The organism is Photobacterium sp. AWH4_225 (assembly GCF_056158405.1).
Window position 1 is genome coordinate 1,224,970 of sequence record NZ_JBSWTF010000001.1, and the last position, 20,151, is coordinate 1,245,120.

Annotated in this window: 15 protein-coding genes; 12 read left to right on the forward strand and 3 right to left on the reverse strand. The window is 49.8% G+C overall.

Going from position 1 to position 20,151, the window contains the following annotated elements; all coding sequences use genetic code 11:
- Window positions 1–12: 12 nt before the first annotated feature.
- The 5 genes from ACXAD4_RS06025 to kdsB all read left to right on the forward strand — a co-directional run bounded on the left by ACXAD4_RS06025 (window position 13) and on the right by kdsB (window position 6,195).
- On the forward strand, window positions 13–2,382 hold the full coding sequence (locus tag ACXAD4_RS06025; protein ID WP_475239581.1) for a DNA internalization-related competence protein ComEC/Rec2: 2,370 nt from the start codon (window positions 13–15) through the stop codon (window positions 2,380–2,382).
- Window positions 2,383–2,515: 133 nt separating this feature from the next.
- Complete coding sequence (gene msbA, locus ACXAD4_RS06030) at window positions 2,516–4,273, forward strand: lipid A ABC transporter ATP-binding protein/permease MsbA (protein WP_475239584.1); 1,758 nt, start codon at window positions 2,516–2,518, stop codon at window positions 4,271–4,273.
- A complete protein-coding gene (gene lpxK / locus ACXAD4_RS06035) occupies window positions 4,273–5,289 on the forward strand; it encodes a tetraacyldisaccharide 4'-kinase (RefSeq protein WP_475239586.1) in 1,017 nt (338 codons plus the stop codon). The genes msbA and lpxK overlap by 1 nt, the downstream gene beginning before the upstream one ends.
- On the forward strand, window positions 5,270–5,449 hold the full coding sequence (locus ACXAD4_RS06040) for a Trm112 family protein (protein ID WP_039468742.1): 180 nt from the start codon (window positions 5,270–5,272) through the stop codon (window positions 5,447–5,449). The genes lpxK and ACXAD4_RS06040 overlap by 20 nt, the downstream gene beginning before the upstream one ends.
- The gene (gene kdsB / locus ACXAD4_RS06045) at window positions 5,449–6,195 is read left to right on the forward strand and encodes a 3-deoxy-manno-octulosonate cytidylyltransferase (RefSeq protein ID WP_475239589.1); all 747 of its coding nucleotides are present in this window, start codon (window positions 5,449–5,451) and stop codon (window positions 6,193–6,195) included. The genes ACXAD4_RS06040 and kdsB overlap by 1 nt, the downstream gene beginning before the upstream one ends.
- Before the next feature lie 75 nt (window positions 6,196–6,270).
- Here the strand turns inward: kdsB and ACXAD4_RS06050 are convergent, their stop codons facing one another.
- From ACXAD4_RS06050 to elyC, 3 genes are all read right to left on the reverse strand, one after another.
- On the reverse strand, window positions 6,271–7,146 hold the full coding sequence (locus ACXAD4_RS06050; protein ID WP_475239590.1) for a DMT family transporter: 876 nt from the start codon (window positions 7,144–7,146) through the stop codon (window positions 6,271–6,273).
- Between the two features lie 197 nt (window positions 7,147–7,343).
- Window positions 7,344–8,732, reverse strand: a complete 1,389-nt coding sequence (locus ACXAD4_RS06055) for an L-cystine transporter (protein ID WP_475239592.1) — start codon at window positions 8,730–8,732, stop codon at window positions 7,344–7,346.
- A gap of 339 nt (window positions 8,733–9,071) precedes the next feature.
- The gene (elyC, locus tag ACXAD4_RS06060) at window positions 9,072–9,854 is read right to left on the reverse strand and encodes an envelope biogenesis factor ElyC (RefSeq protein WP_475239594.1); all 783 of its coding nucleotides are present in this window, start codon (window positions 9,852–9,854) and stop codon (window positions 9,072–9,074) included.
- A gap of 120 nt (window positions 9,855–9,974) precedes the next feature.
- Here elyC and cmoM point away from each other — a divergent pair, with 120 nt between their 5' ends.
- The 7 genes from cmoM (at window position 9,975) to torE (ending at window position 20,106) form a co-directional block, all read left to right on the forward strand.
- On the forward strand, window positions 9,975–10,796 hold the full coding sequence (gene cmoM, locus ACXAD4_RS06065) for a tRNA uridine 5-oxyacetic acid(34) methyltransferase CmoM (RefSeq protein WP_475239597.1): 822 nt from the start codon (window positions 9,975–9,977) through the stop codon (window positions 10,794–10,796).
- Window positions 10,793–12,115, forward strand: coding sequence for a chromosome partition protein MukF (mukF, locus tag ACXAD4_RS06070; protein ID WP_475239599.1), 1,323 nt, complete (start codon window positions 10,793–10,795; stop codon window positions 12,113–12,115). Before cmoM ends, mukF begins: the two co-directional genes overlap by 4 nt.
- On the forward strand, window positions 12,096–12,824 hold the full coding sequence (gene mukE, locus ACXAD4_RS06075; RefSeq protein WP_475239600.1) for a chromosome partition protein MukE: 729 nt from the start codon (window positions 12,096–12,098) through the stop codon (window positions 12,822–12,824). Before mukF ends, mukE begins: the two co-directional genes overlap by 20 nt.
- Window positions 12,824–17,287, forward strand: coding sequence for a chromosome partition protein MukB (mukB, locus tag ACXAD4_RS06080; protein ID WP_475239603.1), 4,464 nt, complete (start codon window positions 12,824–12,826; stop codon window positions 17,285–17,287). Before mukE ends, mukB begins: the two co-directional genes overlap by 1 nt.
- A 295-nt stretch (window positions 17,288–17,582) precedes the next feature.
- Entirely contained in the window at window positions 17,583–18,578 is a 996-nt protein-coding gene (locus ACXAD4_RS06085; RefSeq protein WP_475239605.1) for a membrane lipoprotein lipid attachment site-containing protein, read from the forward strand.
- Window positions 18,579–18,922: 344 nt separating this feature from the next.
- Window positions 18,923–19,708, forward strand: coding sequence for a tetratricopeptide repeat protein (locus ACXAD4_RS06090; protein WP_475239608.1), 786 nt, complete (start codon window positions 18,923–18,925; stop codon window positions 19,706–19,708).
- 224 nt (window positions 19,709–19,932) lie between these two features.
- Window positions 19,933–20,106, forward strand: coding sequence for a trimethylamine N-oxide reductase system protein TorE (gene torE, locus ACXAD4_RS06095; RefSeq protein WP_475239610.1), 174 nt, complete (start codon window positions 19,933–19,935; stop codon window positions 20,104–20,106).
- The last annotated feature ends 45 nt before the right edge of the window (window positions 20,107–20,151 follow it).

Consider the following 20,151-nt stretch of genomic DNA (forward strand, 5'->3'; position numbering starts at 1 on the left):
GGCAGGCTTGAGATGAACAAAAGCGCTGCCGGGGTTGCACTTGGACTGCTATCGCTTCATTTCTGGTCGGCATTGCCAACCTATCATGTATTTATTACAGCCTTAATGATAGGCAGTGTAGTGTGTTTCTATTTCCGATGGCGACTTTTGATCTATATCGCGATCGGTGCTTGTTTGGCGAATCTCGCCGCAACATCCTATCTAAAAAACGTCCAACTGGCTTTTATTGAGCCGAGGAATATTACCATAGTTGGTGAAGTTAGTAGCCTATTAAATCATAAGAAATTAGATACTTTGTTTGATTTTGTAACGTCAGAATTACGTCAGCAAGGTAAACATTCGAGCAAAACACTGCGTTTAAGGCTGAGCTGGCAAGACCCAGACAATGTACCGATGATGAAGCAAGGAGAACGCTGGCAGTTAAAGATCAGGATGAAGCCGCCAATTGGCCGGGTAAATAGTGCAGGCTATGATCGGGAACGGCAATTTGTTGGCCAAGGGAACCATGCAACTGGCGTCGTACTTAGTGGTCAGCGCTTGGAAAATGGTAACAATGATCTGGCATCACTTCGCCAGTCGGTGTTTGATATCGCGGTTGATTATACAGCAGAACTGGAGTACCAAAGCTATTTGCTGGCATTAAGCTTTGGCTATCGTGATGCTTTGCAAGATGAAGATTGGGGGCTGTTGCGAGATAGCGGTCTTGCCCACCTAATGGCGATATCCGGGCTGCATATTGGTCTTGCTATTATGCTGGGCTGGTGGTGCGGCGGGTTGTTGCGCCATTCGATGGGTGACCGGCCGCAAGCGATTTGGTTGCCGCTATGGTTGGGATTGTGCATCGGTGCGTTATATGCGTGGCTTGCTGGGTTTACTTTGCCCACACAGCGAGCCTTACTGATGAGTATGGTTGCCTTAATTTTACTACGGCTTCGTATCGTTTGGCCTAGTTGGCAAGTCTTGTTGTTGGTGTTTACCCTCAGCCTTGTGCAGGATCCGCTTGCCTCATACAACGCGGGTTTCTGGTTGTCGTTTTCGGCGGTTGCGGTTATTGCCATCGTTCATGCTGGTGGTGTGAGGTTTGATAGCCACCCGGAACTAACAGTATTCCAGCGCTGGTATGGAAGGATGAAGGCGTTGGTATTGCTTCAGCTGTCTTTGTTGGCTTTGATGCTGCCGGTGCAGTGGCTTTGGTTCGGCGGGTTTTCTCCCTGGGCGCCTGTTATAAACCTGCTGGCAGTTCCTTGGGTGAGTATGACCACTGTCCCTCTGGTTTTAACCGCAGTTATTTTCTCTCCAATAGAACTGATAGCCTTAACTTGTTGGCATTTAGCCGATTTGACGTTGATGCCTGTGCTTAAGTTGGCGCAGATATCTCGAGGTGGCTGGTGGACATTAGCCGATAGTCAGGGAGGGTGGGTCTTATCGGCTGCTGTCATCATTATCTTGGTCTGGTTGCTACCGTTCAAAAGATTTGCCGCAGTGATCAGTGTCTTGGTTGTTGTCGCCGGGGTGTGGAATAAGCAAGGGCCAGAAAACCAAAGAAATATCGATACTTGGCAGGTCGACATGCTTGATGTCGGTCATGGGTTGGCAGTGTTGATTTCGAGCAACAATCGCAGTGTCCTCTACGATACGGGAAATCGCTGGCCGGGAGGCTCTATTGCTAGCTCGGTTATTGAACCGGTATTGAAGCAAAGCGGCCAGAGTCGGCTGGATGGACTGATATTGAGCCATGCGGATAGCGACCATGCTGCTGGATCTGATTACATAGTTGAGACATTTGCACCTTTGTGGAAGCGCAGCAGTGACTTGCGCGCTGGTTACTTACCCTGTACCCGTGGCGAGAGCTGGCGGTGGCAAAGCCTGCAGTTCCGGGTACTCTGGCCACCCAGACAAGTGACAAGGGCGGCGAACCCCCATTCTTGTGTGATTGAAGTAAAACAGCGCCTTAGTGCTAATGAAAACAGTAAAAGCAGCGGTCAGGAAGCGGAGGGAGTCTCTCTACTGCTGACCGGGGATATTGATGCGGTTTCCGAACTGTTGTTGGCAAGGCTGGAGCCCAAACTTGCACCAGATATCTTACTGGTGCCCCATCATGGCAGTCGCAGCTCGTCGACTATGACATGGCTTGACCAGATGGGCTGGCTAGGCAGCATGTCGCCAAACTACGCATTGGTATCGGTGGCACGATATAATCCTTGGCAATTGCCCTCTGTTGAAGTGCGACAGCGTTATCTGGATAGAGGCGTAAGTTGGCTTGCGACCTCTGAAGCAGGACAAGTCACACTGCAAATTAGCGGAAATGATATTGAAGTAATACGTTACCGCCAAGACCGAAAAGCGGCATGGTTCAGGCCTGCCATATTCCAAGAGCAGTAAGGTAAGTTTCCTGCCCGATGTGACTGGTTGTTTGAAAATCAAGCAGTATTGTGCCTTGTTCAATGAACTTATTTGGTCTCCAGCATTTATGCGAGTAGAATGGGAAAATTGTCTTTAAGAAAAAATGGTTTCCATGACTACTTCGAACGATCAAACCACTTGGGAGACGTTTAAGCGACTGTGGCCTTCAATCAGCCTATATAAAGCCGGTATGGCAGCCGCTGTTGTTGCATTGATTATCAACGCCGCAAGTGATGCATTGATGCTCTCGATGATCAAGCCGCTGATGGATGAAAGCTTCGGTGGCATAGACGGTATTGAGTCGAATTTCTTGGCTATGATGCCAATCTATTTGTTTAGTTTGATGGTGCTTCGTGGCGCGAGTGGCTTTGTTTCCACTTACTGTCTAGCCTGGGTTTCCGGCAATGTCGTAATGACCCTACGCCGTCAAATGTTCAATCACTTTATGAAAATGCCAGTTGGCTTTTTTGATAAAGAATCCTCCGGTAAATTACTGTCCCGTATTACCTATGACTCTGAGCAGGTTGCATCGGCAACCAGTAGCGCGTTGGTGAACCTAGTTCGTGAAGGTGCAACGATCATCGCTCTGATGATTATCATGTTCTACAACAGCTGGCAGCTTTCTGCTATTTTGTTGGTGATTGCCCCTGTGGTTGCGATTAGCATCCGGGTCGTTTCCAAGCGTTTCCGTAGTATTTCCAAAAATATGCAAGATGCGATGGGCTCGGTGACGTCATCTGCCGAACAAATGCTGAAAGGCCACAAAGTGGTGTTGAGCTATGGTGGTCAGCAGGTCGAGCAGGAACGTTTTGAACAGGTAAGCAACCGCATGCGCCGTCAGACAATGAAGTTGGTCTCTGCCCAGGCGATTGCAAACCCGGTTATTCAGGTGATTGCCTCTCTAGCACTGGTTGTGGTGCTGATCTTGGCAAATACCGAATCACTGCGTGAGTCGCTGACCCCGGGTACGTTTGCGCTTATTTTTGGTTCTATGTTTGGCTTGATGCGTCCACTTAAGTCCCTGACAAACGTGACATCTCAGTTCCAGCGCGGTATGGCAGCCTGCCAGACACTGTTTAGCCTGATGGAAATGGAAACCGAGAAAGACCACGGTCAGTTTGAAGCTAAACGTGTGAATGGTGATATTCAAGTTAAGGATGTTACTTTCACCTATCCGACCAAAGACACGCCGGCATTGAAGAATGTCAACTTTGAGCTGCCAGCAGGAAAAACGTTAGCCTTGGTAGGGCGTTCTGGCTCAGGCAAGAGTACCATTGCCAACTTGCTGACCCGCTTTTACGACATTGACTCGGGAAGTATTATCATTGATGGTCACGATATTTGTGACTATAAGTTGGCTAACTTGCGCGAGCAGGTTGCGGTGGTTTCCCAGAATGTTCATCTATTCAACGATACCATTGCCAACAATATCGCTTATGCCAGCGGTGACGCCTACAGCCGGGCAGATATCGAAAAAGCAGCAGAGCTTGCCTATGCCATGGACTTTATCAAAGACATGGACAATGGGCTGGATACCGTGATTGGTGAGAATGGTGTTAGCTTGTCTGGTGGACAACGCCAGCGTCTAGCTATCGCCCGTGCCCTGCTGCGCAATGCCCCAGTCTTGATCCTTGATGAGGCAACCTCGGCGCTGGATACCGAATCTGAGCGAGCAATCCAGTCAGCGCTGGATGAGTTGCAGAAAGACCGTACGGTTCTGGTGATTGCTCACCGTCTGTCAACCATCGAAAATGCCGACCAAATCCTGGTGGTTGATGATGGTGAAATCATTGAGCGCGGCGTTCATGCTGAACTGTTGGCACAAGATGGCGCATACGCCCAGTTGCACCGTATCCAGTTTGGTGAATAATGGCTTCGGTTATTGAAAAGATCTGGTTTGAGGGCCACCCGGCAGGGATGGTGCTCAAACCTTTACTATGGCCGTTGAGTAAGGTGTTTGGCGCGGTTAGTCGACGCCGTCGCCAGCAGTACCAGTCCGGTCAGAAAACACCTTACCGTCCGTCGGTACCTGTGGTTGTCGTCGGTAATATTACGGCGGGTGGCAATGGTAAAACACCCGTTGTGGTTTGGTTGGTGGAGCAACTTAAGGCAGCAGGGCTCAAGCCGGGAGTCGTCTCTCGTGGCTATGGCGCCAAAGCACCCCATTACCCATATTTGGTTGATGGGCTGAGTACCACCGCCGAGGCGGGTGACGAGCCAGTTCTGATCTACCGCCGTACGGGCGTGCCTGTGGCGGTGTCTCCCAAGCGCGCAGAAGCGGTTCAGCTAATTGAGTCCGAAGTCGATGTCATCATCACTGACGATGGCCTACAGCACTATGCGCTGGCAAGGGATATTGAAATTGTGGTGATTGACGGTCAGCGTCGCTTTGGTAATCAGCAGCTTATTCCTATGGGGCCGTTGCGTGAAGGGTGTGAACGTTTGCAAGAAGTGGACTTTCTCATTTGCAATGGTGGCAAAGCCCAAGGGGATGAAATCCCGATGCAATTGGTGCCTTCTGACTTTATCAACCTTACGACAGGTGAGCGATGTGAAGCCGCTCGGTTGCAGGGTGAAGTAGTCGCTATGGCTGGCATTGGCCATCCGCCCCGATTTTTTAATACACTGAAGCAGCTCGGTATCACCCCGGTAAAGTGTCAGCCATTTGCCGATCACCAGGCGTTCGCCGAGCAAGAATTACAACAGCTGTCCGGGCTAGGGCAGCACTTAGTCATGACAGAGAAAGATGCGGTGAAATGCCACACTTTCGCCCAGCCTAATTGGTGGTATTTACCGGTAGATGCCGAGATGCCTTCCGAGCAGGCTGATAGCTTGATTAACCGGATCATTAAGGTAAAGGAAGAATATGGATCATCGTCTGCTTGAAATCGTTGCGTGCCCAGTATGTAAGGGCAAATTGAACTTCGACAAAGACAAAAATGAACTGATCTGCAAATTTGATCGCCTGGCATACCCTATTAAAGACGGTATCCCAGTATTGCTTGAGCCTGAGGCACGTACTCTGAGCTCTGAAGAGGTGAAATAATGTCTTTTACCGTGATTATTCCGGCCCGTTACCAGTCTTCGCGCCTACCGGGTAAGCCATTGGCTGATATCGCTGGCAAGCCAATGATCCAATGGGTTTATGAGCAGGCGAGCAAAGCCGGTGCCGATCAGGTGATTGTTGCCACTGATGACCAGCGTATCGCTGATGCTGTAAAAGCGTTTGGTGGTGAAGTCTGCATGACTCGTAGTGATCATGAGTCGGGGACCGAGCGTCTGGCGGAAGTGGTCGAGAAATACCAGTTGGCAGATGATCAAATCGTAGTGAACGTCCAGGGTGATGAGCCGCTGATCCCTGAAAGTATTATCCGCCAAGTTGCAACTAACCTAGCAGGCAGCAATGCGCCAATGGCGACATTGGCGGTTGAAATCGACCATGCCGATGAGGTGTTCAACCCGAATGCGGTGAAAGTGGTGACCGACAAAGACGGCTACGCCCTCTACTTCAGTCGTGCTTCTATTCCGTGGGATCGCGATAACTTCGCCAAACGTCCGCAGGAAATCCATCAGAACCTGATGCGCCATATCGGCATCTATGCCTATCGTGCCGGCTTCATTAATACCTACATTAACTGGGAGCCAAGCACGCTGGAGAAAATCGAAGCGCTAGAGCAGCTTCGTGTGCTGTGGTACGGCGAGAAAATCCACGTTGAAGTGGCGATTGATGCGCCGCCTGCTGGAGTTGATACACCGGAAGATCTGGAAAAAGTGCGCCAGCTCGTCGGTTAACCCTGAAGGCTGGAAGCTAATTGAATCGATAAACGGGAGGCATTTGCCTCCCGTTTTTTTGTAGGGTTTTAAGGATTAAGACTCGTTAAATGCTGCGCTGGCTTTGCTGTTGAACAAGCGCTTCCAGTTGATTGGCATCATTGGCACCACAATCAGTAAAATGCCCAGCACAGTCAGTAGATCCGGGATCTCATCAAACCACATCACCCCGAATGCAGTGACGAATACCAGTCCCGAATATTCTGCCAAGGCTATTTGCCCCGCAGCAGCCTTCTTGTAACCGATGACCACCAAGGCGTGGTAACCCAATACAAAGAGATTGATTGCCATTATCCAACCAACATGCCGCCATTCAATATAGGCCCATTGCGGCAGTGCTAGCAGCAGCGATAGCGGCAGGGTCATAACGCCGGTCCAGAACAGCGTTGATATCAGGTGCTGATCTTTGGGTAGTTTTCGGATCAAGATATTTCCCAGTCCCATTGCCAAGGCACTACCGAGACCGACAATTGCTGCCCAGTGAAAATGCTCTGGACGTAATACGACTAACACACCCGCAAAGCCAATACTGGTCGCAATAACCTTGGAGCGAGGTGGCGTTTCTTTTAGTAGGAAGGCGGATAGTGGCAGCATCAGCAAAGGCCCAACATAGAACATGGCATTGGCGGTTGCTAGCGGTAAGAAGGTGATCGCCACCATGGCGCAGGCGCTACCCATCAAGATTAATTGGGCACGCCAGAAGGCGATTTTGCAGCACCCTTGCTGGCGCTTTGCCACTGGAAGTTTTAGCCAAAACGGTAGCAGCATAACCACACTGAGCAGTTGGCGGATGAAGACATACTGGAAAGTGGGCACTTCACCGTTGAGGATTTTCAGAGAAACGTCCGAGAAGGAGGCGAGCAAGTTGGCAGCAACAAGTAAAACGATGGCTTGGTTAACAGGATTACGCATTGAAACTCAGTGTTCGATAAAGGTAAGTGAAAAACTGCTAATGCCATATTGTATGGCAAGTGGCGTATTCTACCTATCGAGGCTGAAATTTCACTGAGTATTTTAGTTATAAGGCTGATTTATGCAGTGGGCAGTTGATTTCACATACAAAAATGCCACCCATCATAAAGAGGGTGGCATTTATTAGTTCCTAGTTCTTACGCTTTCGCGGTTTGCTCTTCGATATCGTCGTCAGATTCGAACAGGCTGTTGTCCGCTTGGTCCAGTACGCGAGAAGTAATGGTACCGGCTGTCATCGCGCCGCTGACGTTTACTGCGGTACGGCCCATATCAATCAATGGCTCGATAGAGATCAGTAGGCCAGCTAGCGCAACAGGCATATCCAGCGCAGAAAGCACAATGAGAGCGGCGAAGGTTGCACCACCACCGACACCGGCGATACCGAACGAGCTGATAGTAACAATCGCAATCAGGGTAAGCATGAAGCCCGGATCAAGAGGGTTAATACCCACTGTTGGGGCAATCATAACAGCTAGCATTGCTGGGTATAGACCTGCACAACCGTTTTGGCCCATGGTGGCACCGAATGATGCTGAGAAGTTTGAGACAGCATCGCCGTTACCCAGTTTCTTCACCTGAGTTTCAACGTTTAGCGGGATAGTACCTGCACTTGAGCGTGAGGTGAACGCGAAAGTCAGCACCGGCAGGATCTTCTTCAGGTAGCGGATTGGGTTCACGCCAACGAAAGTGACCAGCACCAAGTGCATGACAAGGATCAAACCAAGGCCCACGTATGATGCAACCACGAAGTTAATCAGGCTGAGAATATCGTCGTAGTTCGAACCTGCCACCACTTTGGTCATCAGTGCAAGCACACCGTAAGGCGTCAGGCTCAGAACCATACGAACAAGTGTACGTACAACTTCCTGCGCAACATTCATAAACCTTTCGAAGCTCGCGCCTAGCTCAGGCTGGGTACGGATCATCGTAAGGCCTGCGACACCTACAAAAGCGGAGAAAATCACCACGGCAATGGTTGATGTTGGACGGCTACCGGCCAAATCGGCAAATGGGTTTGCAGGGAAGAAAGAGATAATCATGTCAGCAAAAGACATCGCTTCTACCGAGGTCAGGCGGGTTTCCAGCATCTCACCACGGGCGATCTCGCGTGCACCCTGGACAATACCTTCAGCACTCAGGCCGAACATGCTGCTGATCAGGATACCGATAAGAGCGGAAGCGGCTGTTGTTGCCAGCAGGATACCGATACTCAGGCCAGAGATTTTACCCAGTGAGCCAGAATCTTTAACCTTGATAATCGCACCAATAATCGACACAGTGATCAACGGCATGATGATCATCTTCAACAGGCTTACATAACCCGCACCAACAATATTGACGTAGTCCAGCGTGCCAGCGATAACGTCGCTACCGCCACCGTAAATAAGCTGAAGCGCACCACCGAAAAGCACACCAAGGCCCAGGGCGGTAAATACCCGCTTGGACAGCGTTTGTTCTGATTTTTGTTGTTTAACCAACAGGGCAATAATGATGGCGAAAACCGCCAAGTTGAGTATCTGAAGCATCGAACCTAATCCTACTGTTGTCGTTTATTTGCAATTCCGTTCTGCAAAATTATCAATCACTAATTGGCGCAATAGTATGATGCGACTCGCAAAACATGAAATGATTTCGATACTTTTGGATATGAACTATCGGTATTTAATAGATCGAAATGTTATTTAGCTTAAACGTTAAGCATCAAGCGGTAACTCAAGGGGAGAAATAGCCAGTTAGTCTTAAGACTATTGAGGTGGTGGTCGATTATTCTTTAAAAGGAAAGTAGTGCTTATAACGAGGGGATGATGTACTTGGAGTAATCCGCCGGCAGGGAGAAAACCGGCGGACAGATAGAAGGAAGGGCGTTACTGAACTGCGGTATCTTCGTCACCCGCCATGGTGCGTAATTCTTGCCACCAACGCCCCAAAGTTTCGTGCCAGTATCGCTCGGTTTGCTCGAGGTATTTGGCTTGCGGGCGATAGCGCTCCCATGGCTGTTCGATTTTATTGCTGGCAAGGAAGTTGGTTGGGGCCGCGGCTGGGGTTAAGCCGACTTTATGGAACTCTCCCATCGCCCTTTTCATGTGGCTGGCAGATGTCACAATAACGAGTTTGTCATCGCCTACGACAGACGCAGCCTGGAAGGCTTCCTCCCAAGTATCTTTGGCGGTTTCAAGCAGCAAGATATCGTTTTTGTTGACCCCCAGAGCCAGGGCGACCTTGGCCATCATCCTTGCCTGGCTGATATTGGTCCCACCGCCATAGCCTGACAGAATTAGCTTGGAGCCAGGGAATAGCCGGTGGATGCGCATACCTTCGTTCAAGCGCATTAGAGACGTACGTGAAAGTTGCGAGGTAATTGGCATCGCATGATCAATCACATGGCCGCTTCCCAGTACCATGACATACTCTACCGTCTGACCGGATGGCACATAGGGTGGGTAGGCTTTTTCCAACGGGCGCAACAGACTAGTAGCAACCGGCTGGAACGACACTAGGAAGATCCCCAAGAAGGCAAAACCAATGAAAAAGCTTGCCAGTCCCTTACGGCGGGTAAACCAGAGCAGTAGTAGGCCAAACAAGCCAAGCATGAGCATGGCTGGCAGGGGCATAAGAAAAGCAGAGACAATTTTTTTTAGTTCAAACATGCAATGTAGTCCGAAAAATCAGCAGTTGAGCTCGAAAAAGCACCACAAGCCTTTATTCCTTTATCGCTTGTGAGAAAATAAGCCACATTTTTAGAACCGCTATCATAACGTAAAGCTGACGTGATCGAAGATCGAAATTTTGACGACTTAGCGCAAAAATTTGCAAAAAATATTTACGGAACTGGTAAAGGCCAGATCCGCCAAACGGTTGTTTGGGAAGATCTTGAGCAAATTTTAGCCCTATTGAAGAGCGATAAACCACTGCATCTATTGGATGCGGGTGGGGGTGTTGGCCAACTGTCGCAGAAGGTGGCAGAGCTAGGGCATCACGTTACTTTATGTGATCTTTCTAGCGAAATGCTGAAGCTTGCTGAGCAAGATATTGCTAAAAACGGCTTGCTTGAGCAGTATCGTTTGGTTCACAGCCCGGTACAGGAGATCGGGGAGCATCTGGACAACCAGGTTGATCTGGTATTGTTTCATGCTGTGATGGAATGGCTGGCGGATCCGCAGGCGGCTTTGGAATACCTTCTGGAGCAAGTTAGACCGGGCGGTGTTATTTCCGTTATGTTCTACAACTATAATGGCCTGCTGTTTAAGAACTTGATTTGTGGCAACCTGACCCATATCGAAGAGGGGATGCCGCATAGAAAGCGCTTCAAGCTTCAACCTCTGCACGGGATCAAGCCTGACGAGGTCTATAGCTGGCTTGAAAGCGCAGGTTTTAACATTCTGGGTAAAACCGGAGTACGTACATTCCACGACTATATGCAGACAACCATGGTCGGGGATTACAGTTTTGAACAGGTACTGGCGATGGAGCAAAAACTTTGTCGTCAGGAACCTTATTTGTCTTTGGGGCGATACATACATGTATATGCGCAAAAGCCGTTATCTGGCTCAGAGACTGATAAATACAAAAGCAATAAGGACAACGGATGAGTGAAGTAACCCAGACCGTTCCCGAGTTGGTCAATTGGGTTAAGCAACATGAGTTTGAGCTTAACCTACCAACCGAGCGGCTGGCGTTTCTGTTGGCGATTGCTGTGTTGAGCGGCGATCGTTTTGATGAAGAATTAGGGGAAGGTGAACTGATCGATGCATTCCGCATTGTTAGTGATATGTTCGAACAGACACCGGAAACCGTGGCCTTCCGTGCCAACAACGCCATTAATGAGTTGGTTCGCCAACGCCTGATTTCCCGCTTTACCAGTGAGGTCACTGACGGTGCCAGTATTTACCGTCTGAGCCCATTGGCACTTGGGATCACCGATTATTATGCCCGCCACCGCGAGTATTCAACGCTGAAACTTTCTATTCAGCTTGCCATGGTTGCCGATGAGATTAACAAGGCTGCTACGGCTGCGCAGGAAGGCGGCGACGAAAAACACTGGCGCCAGAATGTCCATGCGGTACTGAAATACTCAGTGGCCGAGATCTTTGACCGTATCGATCTCAACCAGCGCACCATGGACGAGCAGCAGCAACAGGTGAAGCAAGATATTGCCGAACTGCTGAACCAGGATTGGCGAGCAGCGATCAGTAGCTGTGAAACCCTGCTGAACGAGACCTCCAGTACCCTCCGTGAGCTGCAGGACACCTTGCAGGCGGCAGGTGACCAGTTACAAACCCAGCTGTTGATTATCCAGGAAGAGATTCAGGGTAACCCGGATTTGGAGTTTGTTGATGCCATGGTATTTAACTTGCAAGCCAAGTTGGACCGCATCATCAACTGGGGACAGCAGGCGATAGATTTGTGGATTGGCTATGACCGTCATGTCCATAAGTTCATCCGTACTGCCATCGACATGGACAAGAACCGTGCTTTCAGCCAGCGCTTGCGCCAGTCGGTGAAAGACTACTTCGACGCGCCTTGGATGTTGACTTACGCCGATGCCGAGCGCTTGCTCGATATGCGTGATGAGGCTTTGGTCCTGCGTGATGACGAAGTGACCGGTATCGTACCGGAAGAAATGGAATTTGAAGAGCTGGATCTGGTCAATGACCAACTGGCAGAACAAATTGCCGCGATGTTGCAGGCCCTCAAAGAAACCGGCGCTGCAATTAACTTGAGTTTGCTTCTTAAAGATTATTTGGCTCAGCATCCACATGCGCAGCATTTCGACATGGCGCGTCTGGTGATTGATCAGGCTGTTCGACTGGGTTACTCCGAGTCGGACTTCAATGCCATCCAGCCTGATTGGGAAGCTATTAATGACTACGGAGCCAAGGTACAAGCAAATGTCATTGACAAATATTGAAGAATTTATGCCTGAAAAGCTGGCCAAGGCGATTGCCAACCCGCTTTTCCCGGCACTTGATAACGCCCTTCGCTCTGGTCGCCATATTTCCAGCGAAGATTTGGACAACCATGCCCTGCTGATTGAGTTCGAGCAGGATCTGGCAATGTTTTACAAGCGCTATAACGCAGAACTGGTTCGTGCACCGGAAGGTTTTTTCTACCTGCGTCCGCGCTCAACCTCGTTGATCAGCCGTTCGGTGTTGACCGAGCTTGATATGCTGGTGGGTAAGGTACTGTGTTTCCTTTACCTTAGCCCGGAGCGTTTGGCCCACGAAGGGATTTTCACCAACCAAGAGTTGTTTGACGAATTGATGCAGCTAGCCGATGAGAAGAAGCTCATGAAGCTGGTGACTCACCGTGCGACAGGCTCTGATCTTGACCGCGAAAAACTGTTCGACAAGACCAAGACCTCGCTGCGCCGTCTGCGCCGCCTTGGCATGATCATTCCAATTGGCGAAAACGGTAAGTTCCGTATCAGTGAAGCGGTGTTCCGCTTTGGTGCAGATGTTCGTGTCGGCGATGATGTGCGTGAAGCGCAGATGCGTCTGATCCGTGACGGTGAAGCGGTCGTGGTGCATCAGCAGGAGCCAAGCCAGTCAAGCTTGCTGCAAGCTGATGGAACACAAGAACAAGAACTAGACACAGCCGGTTTGGAGGGTGAAGCCTAATGGAACGCGGTAAGTATCAATCGTTGACCATGGTCAACTGGAATGGCTTCTTTGCCCGCACATTTGATATCGATAACCTGGTAACCACGCTTTCTGGCGGTAATGGTGCCGGTAAGTCGACCACTATGGCGGCATTTATCACATCCCTTATTCCGGATCAGAGCCTGCTTCATTTCCGTAACACCACTGAAGCGGGTAGCTCCAATGCCTCTCGAGACAAGGGTCTGCACGGTAAGCTGAAACCGGGTACCTGTTACTCGGCACTGGATGTGGTGAACTCGAAGAATCAGCGCATCATTTTTGCGGTGAAACTGCAGCAGGTTGCTGGTCGTGATAAGAAGGTGGATATCAAGCCTTTTATTATCCAGGGCTTGCCATCACACATTAAACCGACCGAAATCTTGGTTGAGACACTGTCTGATAACCAGGCGCGTGTACGTCAAATCAACGAAGTCAAAGAGCTGGTCAGCAGCGAATATGAAGGCGTAATGTTCAAAGCCTTCAACTCGGTGACGGACTACCATGTCCAGATGTTCGAGTTCGGTGTGCTACCGAAGAAACTGCGTAACAGTACCGATCGCTCTAAATTCTACCGTCTGATTGAAGCCTCGCTTTACGGTGGTATTTCTAGTGCGATTACCCGCTCGCTGCGTGACTACCTGTTGCCGCACAACAGCGGTGTGAAGAAAGCATTCCAGGACATGGAAGCGGCATTGCGTGAAAACCGCATGACGCTGGAAGCGATCAAGCTGACTCAAAACGATCGTGATCTTTTCAAACATTTGATCACCGAAGCGACCAACTACGTGGCGGCAGACTACATGCGCCATGCCAATGAGCGTCGTCAGAAGCTGGAAAAAACGCTGGGCTTGCGTGGTGAGCTGATGGGCTCTCGCAAGAGCTTGGATGATCAGCAGACTTCTCTGACCAACATGACAGCGGAACTGGATGAACTGACCGAGCGCGAAGGTGCGCTGGAGCAGGATCACCAAGCGGCTTCTGACCATCTTCAGCTGGTACAAACAGCAGTACGTCAGCAGGAGAAGATCGAACGTTACCGTGAAGATCTGGAAGAGCTGACAGAACGTCTGGAAGAGCAGGTGATGGTAGTTGAAGAAGCTGCCGAGCAACTTGCAATGGCTGAAGAGCAGGCACTGTTGACCGAAGAAGAAGTCGATAGCCTGAAAACTCAGCTGGCAGATTACCAGCAGGCGCTGGATATGCAGCAGACCCGTGCCCTGCAATACCAGCAAGCGGTACAGGCACTGGAAAAAGCGCGTGATATTACCGGTGAGCACCAGATGCTGGCCGATCAGGCTGTGCCTTACCTTGCCCAGCTGAAGCAAGATCAGGACACCCAGACAACGGCATTGTTGGCCCTTAAGCACAAACTGGATATGTCGTCGGCAGCGGCGCAGCAGTTTGAGAAAGGCCTGCAGATTGTCACTACTATTGCGGGCTCAATCGAGCGTGCAGAAGCCGGCAGCAAAGCCCGTGAGTTGATTGCTAAAGCTCGCCAGCTAGGCGCGATTACTGAGCGTAGCGATCAGCTCAAAGCCCAGTACCGTGACCTTGAGCGTGCAGTGCGTAATCAGCGCCAAGCCATTGAGCTGGCTGAAACCTATGCTAAGCGCTTTGTGGTTGAGCTTGACGGTGAACTGGCACTGGCTGAAGAGCAGGCGCGCCACGAAGCGACGTTGGAAGAGCTGGAACAACAGCAGGAGATCTTGGTCGAGCAGCGCAATGACATGCGCCGACAGGAGCAGCAGCTAACTAGTCAGATTTCAACGCTGGAAGCAGCTGCACCGGCGTGGATTGCCGCCTCTGATGCATTGGAAAAGCTGTCTGAGCAATCAGAGCGCGAGCTTTATGATAGCCAGGCGGTGATGGAAGCGATGCAGCTGACACTGGACAAAGAGCGTGAAGCGTCTGCGACCCGTGACAAACTGGCAGCCCGCAAGCAACAGATTGATTTGGATATCGAACGTCTGGCTCAACCGGGCGGTAGTGACGATTCACGCCTACGCGCACTGGCTGATACCTTGGGCGGTAGTCTGCTATCTGAAATCTACGATGACATCACCCTAGCCGATGCGCCTTACTTCAGTGCGATGTATGGCCCGGCACGTCACGCTATCGTGGTACCGGATCTAAAAGGCATCAAAGAAAAACTCGTTGCGCTGGATGACTGTCCGGATGACCTATACATCATCGAAGGTGATGCTGATTCATTCGACGACAGCGGTTTTGATGTAGATGAGCTGGAAGATGCAGTATGCGTTCATCTTAACGATCGCCAACTACGCTACTCTCGTTTCCCGAAAGTACCACTGTTTGGCCGAGCAGCGCGCGAACAGCGCCTAGAGCACTTGCGTGAAGAGCGTGAGCAGCTGGTTGAAGATCACGCCATGGCGTCTTTCGATTCGCAGAAACTTCAACGCTTGTACCAGAGCTTCAATAGCTTTGTTGCAACTCATATGGCTGTTGCCTTTAGCGACGATCCGGAAGCGGCGCTAAAAGTTGCCCGTGACAAGCGCAATCAGGTAAGCCGCCAGCTTTCTGAGTCGCAAGCACAGGAGCAACAGCAACGAAGCCAGTTGACAGCAGCTCGCGAAGCGCTTGGCCTACTGGGTAAAATTAACCCATTGGTTAACCTGCTGGAAGATGACACCCTGCAAGCACGCTTTGATGAAGTGCAACAGCAGCTGTCGCAGTTGGATGAAGCTCGTCAGTACCTTAACCGCCACGGCAAAGCGATTACTGAGCTTGAATCGCTGGTTACGGCTCTCGATGCTGACCCGCAGCAGTTTGATGCCTTGCAGATCAGCTACGATGATGCTGACAAACAGCTTCAGACCCTGAAAGCGAAGATCTTCGCGGTGGCTGATTTGGCCGAGCGTCGTCACCACTTTGGCTATGCTGATTCCATCGACATGCTCAACAAGAGCTCTGAGCTGAACGAGCAGTTGAAAGCCAAGCTGGCCTCGGCTGAGCGTGAGCGTAACCGCTGTCGTGATGCACTGAAACAGACGCGTTCGCAGGCGAACCAGTACAACCAATTGTTGGCGTCGCTGAAGAGTTCGCACCAGGCGAAACTGGAAACGGTTCAGGAGTTCGAGCGTGAGCTTCAGGAGCTGGGTGTTCGTGCCGATTTGGAAGCCGAAGAGCGTGCCCGTCTGCGCCGTGATGAGCTGAATGAGCGTTTGCACACGTCGCGTACTCGCCGCAGCCAGCTAGAGAAAGGCATTACTTCTGTCGAGCTGGAAATGAAAGGCTTGGTGAAACGCCTGCGTAAAGTAGGCAAAGAATACCAAGAGATCCGCAAGCTTGTGGTGACAGCCAAAGCAGGCTGGTGTGCAGTACTGCGCCTTGCGCGTGAGAGTGATGTTGAACGTCGCTTGCACCGCCGCGAAATGGCTTATATGTCGGCTGATGAACTACGTTCGCTATCGGATAAATCTTTGGGTGCGCTGCGCTTAGCAGTTGCAGATAATGAGAGCCTGCGTGATGCACTGCGTGCCTCGGAAGATGTCTCTCGCCCAGAGCGCAAGGTTCTATTCTACATTGCGGTTTACCAGCACCTGCGTGAGCGTATCCGTCACGATATCATCCGTACCGATGATCCAGTTGAAGCGATCGAAGAGATGGAAGTGGAGCTGGCTCGTCTGAGTGAAGAGCTTACCGCCCGTGAACAGCGTTTGGCGCTTAGCTCTGACTCGGTAGCGAACATTATTCGCAAGACCATCCAGCGTGAACAGAACCGTATCCGCATGTTAAACCAAGGCCTGCAGAATATCGGATTTGGCCAGGTAAAAGGTGTGCGTCTGAATGTGAAAGTGCGCGAAACCCACGAGCAGCTGTTGGAAGGTTTGGCTGATCAGCAAGATCAGCATCAGGACTTGTTCGGTAACCACCGCCTGTCATTCTCTGAAGCGATTGCTAAGTTGTTCCAGCGCCTGAACCCGCATATTGATGTTGGTCAGCGTTCACCGCAGGTGATGGGTGAAGAGTTGCTGGACTACCGTAACTACCTTGAGCTGAGTATTGAGGTTAACCGTGGTACAGACGGTTGGCTACAGGCTGAATCTGGAGCGCTGTCTACCGGTGAGGCGATTGGTACTGGTCAGGCAATTCTGCTGATGGTTGTACAAAGCTGGGAAGAAGAATCCCGTCGTCTGCGTGGTAAAGATATCATCCCATGTCGTCTGTTGTTCCTCGATGAGGCCGCGCGACTGGATGGTAAGTCGATTGCAACGCTGTTTGAGCTTTGTGACCGCTTGGATATGCAGCTTCTTATTGCAGCACCGGAGAATATCAGCCCTGAGAAAGGAACCACCTATAAGCTGGTGCGTAAGATCTTCAAAGATCGCGAGCACGTGCATGTGGTTGGTCTGCGTGGCTTTGGTCAGGAGGCAAAAGCGCCTGCCAATATCCAAACCATGCTGGAGCTGGATCCGGTGTAACCGCATCTTAGCTGATTTCGATATAGTAAAGCCGGTCGTATGACCGGCTTTTTTCGTCTTGAAGATAAGAACTTTTTCTCATTACTTAATTACCCTAACGATAAATTTTTTGCCCTTCCATATCCGCCTAAAATTTTAACTGTCAGATTCGGCCACTTGTCAGCCTGAACAAAACCGAGCTTTGCTAGCTGCTCAGTTTTGTTCAGGCATGACACAAAAATACATAGCCAAACACTAAGCGGCCAGCATGTTGGTTTGGTACAGGCCAGTTTTTATTTGTCGTAGGGGTGATGACATGAAAAAAATAATATTACCAGTGCTCGCCACGCTCATTGTGGCCGGGTGTAGTGATTCCGATGGGGCTTCTTCAATAGCGAATAATGATGCAGCAGCAAACCAAGACGATTCAGTGCCAGTATCGGTGGATGTTTCTATGCCACCTAACGAGGTACCTAAGGGGGCAGATGACCTACAAGCATGTGTTGCCATTGATGCAGTACAAGTAACAGATCTTGCAGGTACTATCATTGAATGGACAACAAAATCTATGACTGACCCTTATGGGGTCAACTCGACACAATGTATCCCAGCAGATTCGGATATTCCGGTAGATAACGATGGCTATCCAAAGTTTATTGTAATCGACTTGTATGATGTCACTGGGGTAGATTTGGTGAACTTGATTTCCGAGCAGTTGCTGCCCGTTGGTGAGTATACCGGCATGGCACTCTCTATTCTGCAGGGGAGCTACGGTGACTTCTTGGATACCCCTTATTCCTATGTCGGTAATCCAGTTGACAAGATGAAGATGGATATTGTTGATGACCTGAAGTTTGATGGTCTGGATATCAACATTGATGTACCGACAACCTTTACTATGACGTTTGATCTCAAGAGTATGATCCAACTGGTTGAGCAGGCGTACCAGTTGAAGAGTGAAGGTTTCAAGGTGGTAGACAACATCACTGCTGGTACATTGTTCGGTGATATTGACGTATCGGCATGTAGCACTTCAGCGAAAGATGCCTATGTGTATCTCTATGAAGCAGATTCCCCTGAATACGGTGATTTAGGCTCAGATTATCCGCCAGTCAAGACAGCTCAAGTCGCTGACGACAACACTTATGAGATGCAGTATGTGCCGGAAGGCGAATACGATGTGGTGTTGGTGTGTGATGCACTGTTGGATCTACCAAATGAGATTGATCTGGATATCGACCTAGATGGTGATACCTCGTACCACCAAGGCCAGTACATCAGCGCGGGTGAAAAGACCTACCGTAACTTGTAAAGTGCTAACTGTTTAAAGTTAAAGGTAAAACCGAAAACAGCCAGATTGCTCTGGCTGTTTTTGTTTATGCGGGGCGATTTACCTGCCTCGATATATTCTTCTGCTATCAAGCTTTTATTCAGCAAATATCCGTATCTTTTAGTTTATATAAATCGGATCTATCTCTCATTTTTGATTTTATACTACATTTTTTTGTGAGCGTTAAGTTGCTGACAGCAATCATATTAACCCCAAATGTCGCTATTGTTGGTCTCTAGTGTCTTATCTTTTGTGGTTGTTTTTTGACCGGTACTTCTTTAAATTTCCTACCCAGAAACCGCAAACGCTTTGAAAGAGACCGAGATATGCCAGCTAAGATGACCCTGAAAAAAGTTGTATTTGGTGCCATTTTCGGCCTTGTTGCTTTCGGTGCAACAACCGCCAATGCTTCTGTAACCACTTCTCCTGAGCACCACCTGCTATCAACCCTTAACTATGTTGAGCTTGAAGCTGAGCAAGGTGATAAAAATATGCAGCTGTTTTTGGGACGTGCCTACCTTGAAGGTAGCAATGGCCTCAAAGCCGACCCGCTGAAAGGCATGTATTGGCTGGAAAAAGCGGCTGTCGATATGCCAGAAGTAAAAACCTTGATTGGCGACTTGTTCAAAAAGGGTGAGGTGCTGCCACGTGATCACCAGCAAGCTGTTCACTGGTATACTGAAGCAGCCAAAGAAGGTGATGTTCCTGCCATGGTTGAGCTGGGCATGTATTATGCGTCAGGTGCGACGGGTTCAGTTGACTGCGGCAACGCTATCAAGTGGTTTAATGAAGCAGCCAACGGTGGCTCACTTGAATCAAAGCGTAACCTAGTATGGCTTTATGCCACTTGCTCTGACGAGCGTATGCGCGACGGTGAGCGTGCGCTGAAATTAGCTAAGCAGGTATTAAACCGTAACGGTACCGGTGATGCAGGTGACTACGATAACCTAGCCGCTGCTTACGCTGCATGTGGTGAGTTCCGCCGCGCAGTTGAAGCCCAAGAAACTGCAATTGGTAAGCTAGAAGAGCCAAACGGCCAGCGTTACGCCAACTTTGAGCAGCGTTTGAAGTTATATCAGCAGAATCAGACAATTTATAGCGCAGCATTGTAATTCGCTGATTAACATAGAACAGAATATTAAAAAGGTGCCATGTGGCACCTTTTTTTGTGCCCTTTGAGACGCCGCTTACCAATCCCTTCTACCGGCTGATATTTCCTTAGCAATTCTGAGTCCAGATTCGATCCTTAACTATACTTACAGAAATTAGCTCTTAAGGATTAGGCAACTGCCTTGCTTGAGAGAAAAATAACAAGATAGGTAAAAGGAAAGAAGCAATGAGCAACCCGGAACCCGTCAGTGATCAAGAGAAAGCCAAGTATGAATGGCGCTCTTTTTTGTTTATCACCATTTTCCTATTTCCCATTCTATCGGTCGCCATCGTAGGAGGTTATGGCTTTATTGTGTGGGCGATGCAGGTGTTTTTCCTTGGGCCTCCTGGCCATGGGTAATTTTGATTGCCGAGATATGAGCGCCAGAGTAAAGCAGCAAAGAAA

What these genes read in the sequence shown, in the direction of transcription:
- ACXAD4_RS06025 (WP_475239581.1), top strand. Translation starts at nt 13, where the DNA reads ATGAACAAAAGCGCTGCCGGGGTTGCACTTGGACTGCTATCGCTTCAT.
- msbA (WP_475239584.1), top strand. Translation starts at nt 2,516, where the DNA reads ATGACTACTTCGAACGATCAAACCACTTGGGAGACGTTTAAGCGACTG.
- lpxK (WP_475239586.1), top strand. Translation starts at nt 4,273, where the DNA reads ATGGCTTCGGTTATTGAAAAGATCTGGTTTGAGGGCCACCCGGCAGGG.
- ACXAD4_RS06040 (WP_039468742.1), top strand. Translation starts at nt 5,270, where the DNA reads ATGGATCATCGTCTGCTTGAAATCGTTGCGTGCCCAGTATGTAAGGGC.
- kdsB (WP_475239589.1), top strand. Translation starts at nt 5,449, where the DNA reads ATGTCTTTTACCGTGATTATTCCGGCCCGTTACCAGTCTTCGCGCCTA.
- ACXAD4_RS06050 (WP_475239590.1), bottom strand. Translation starts at nt 7,146, where the DNA reads ATGCGTAATCCTGTTAACCAAGCCATCGTTTTACTTGTTGCTGCCAAC.
- ACXAD4_RS06055 (WP_475239592.1), bottom strand. Translation starts at nt 8,732, where the DNA reads ATGCTTCAGATACTCAACTTGGCGGTTTTCGCCATCATTATTGCCCTG.
- elyC (WP_475239594.1), bottom strand. Translation starts at nt 9,854, where the DNA reads ATGTTTGAACTAAAAAAAATTGTCTCTGCTTTTCTTATGCCCCTGCCA.
- mukF (WP_475239599.1), top strand. Translation starts at nt 10,793, where the DNA reads ATGAGTGAAGTAACCCAGACCGTTCCCGAGTTGGTCAATTGGGTTAAG.
- mukE (WP_475239600.1), top strand. Translation starts at nt 12,096, where the DNA reads ATGTCATTGACAAATATTGAAGAATTTATGCCTGAAAAGCTGGCCAAG.
- mukB (WP_475239603.1), top strand. Translation starts at nt 12,824, where the DNA reads ATGGAACGCGGTAAGTATCAATCGTTGACCATGGTCAACTGGAATGGC.
- ACXAD4_RS06085 (WP_475239605.1), top strand. Translation starts at nt 17,583, where the DNA reads ATGAAAAAAATAATATTACCAGTGCTCGCCACGCTCATTGTGGCCGGG.
- ACXAD4_RS06090 (WP_475239608.1), top strand. Translation starts at nt 18,923, where the DNA reads ATGCCAGCTAAGATGACCCTGAAAAAAGTTGTATTTGGTGCCATTTTC.
- torE (WP_475239610.1), top strand. Translation starts at nt 19,933, where the DNA reads ATGAGCAACCCGGAACCCGTCAGTGATCAAGAGAAAGCCAAGTATGAA.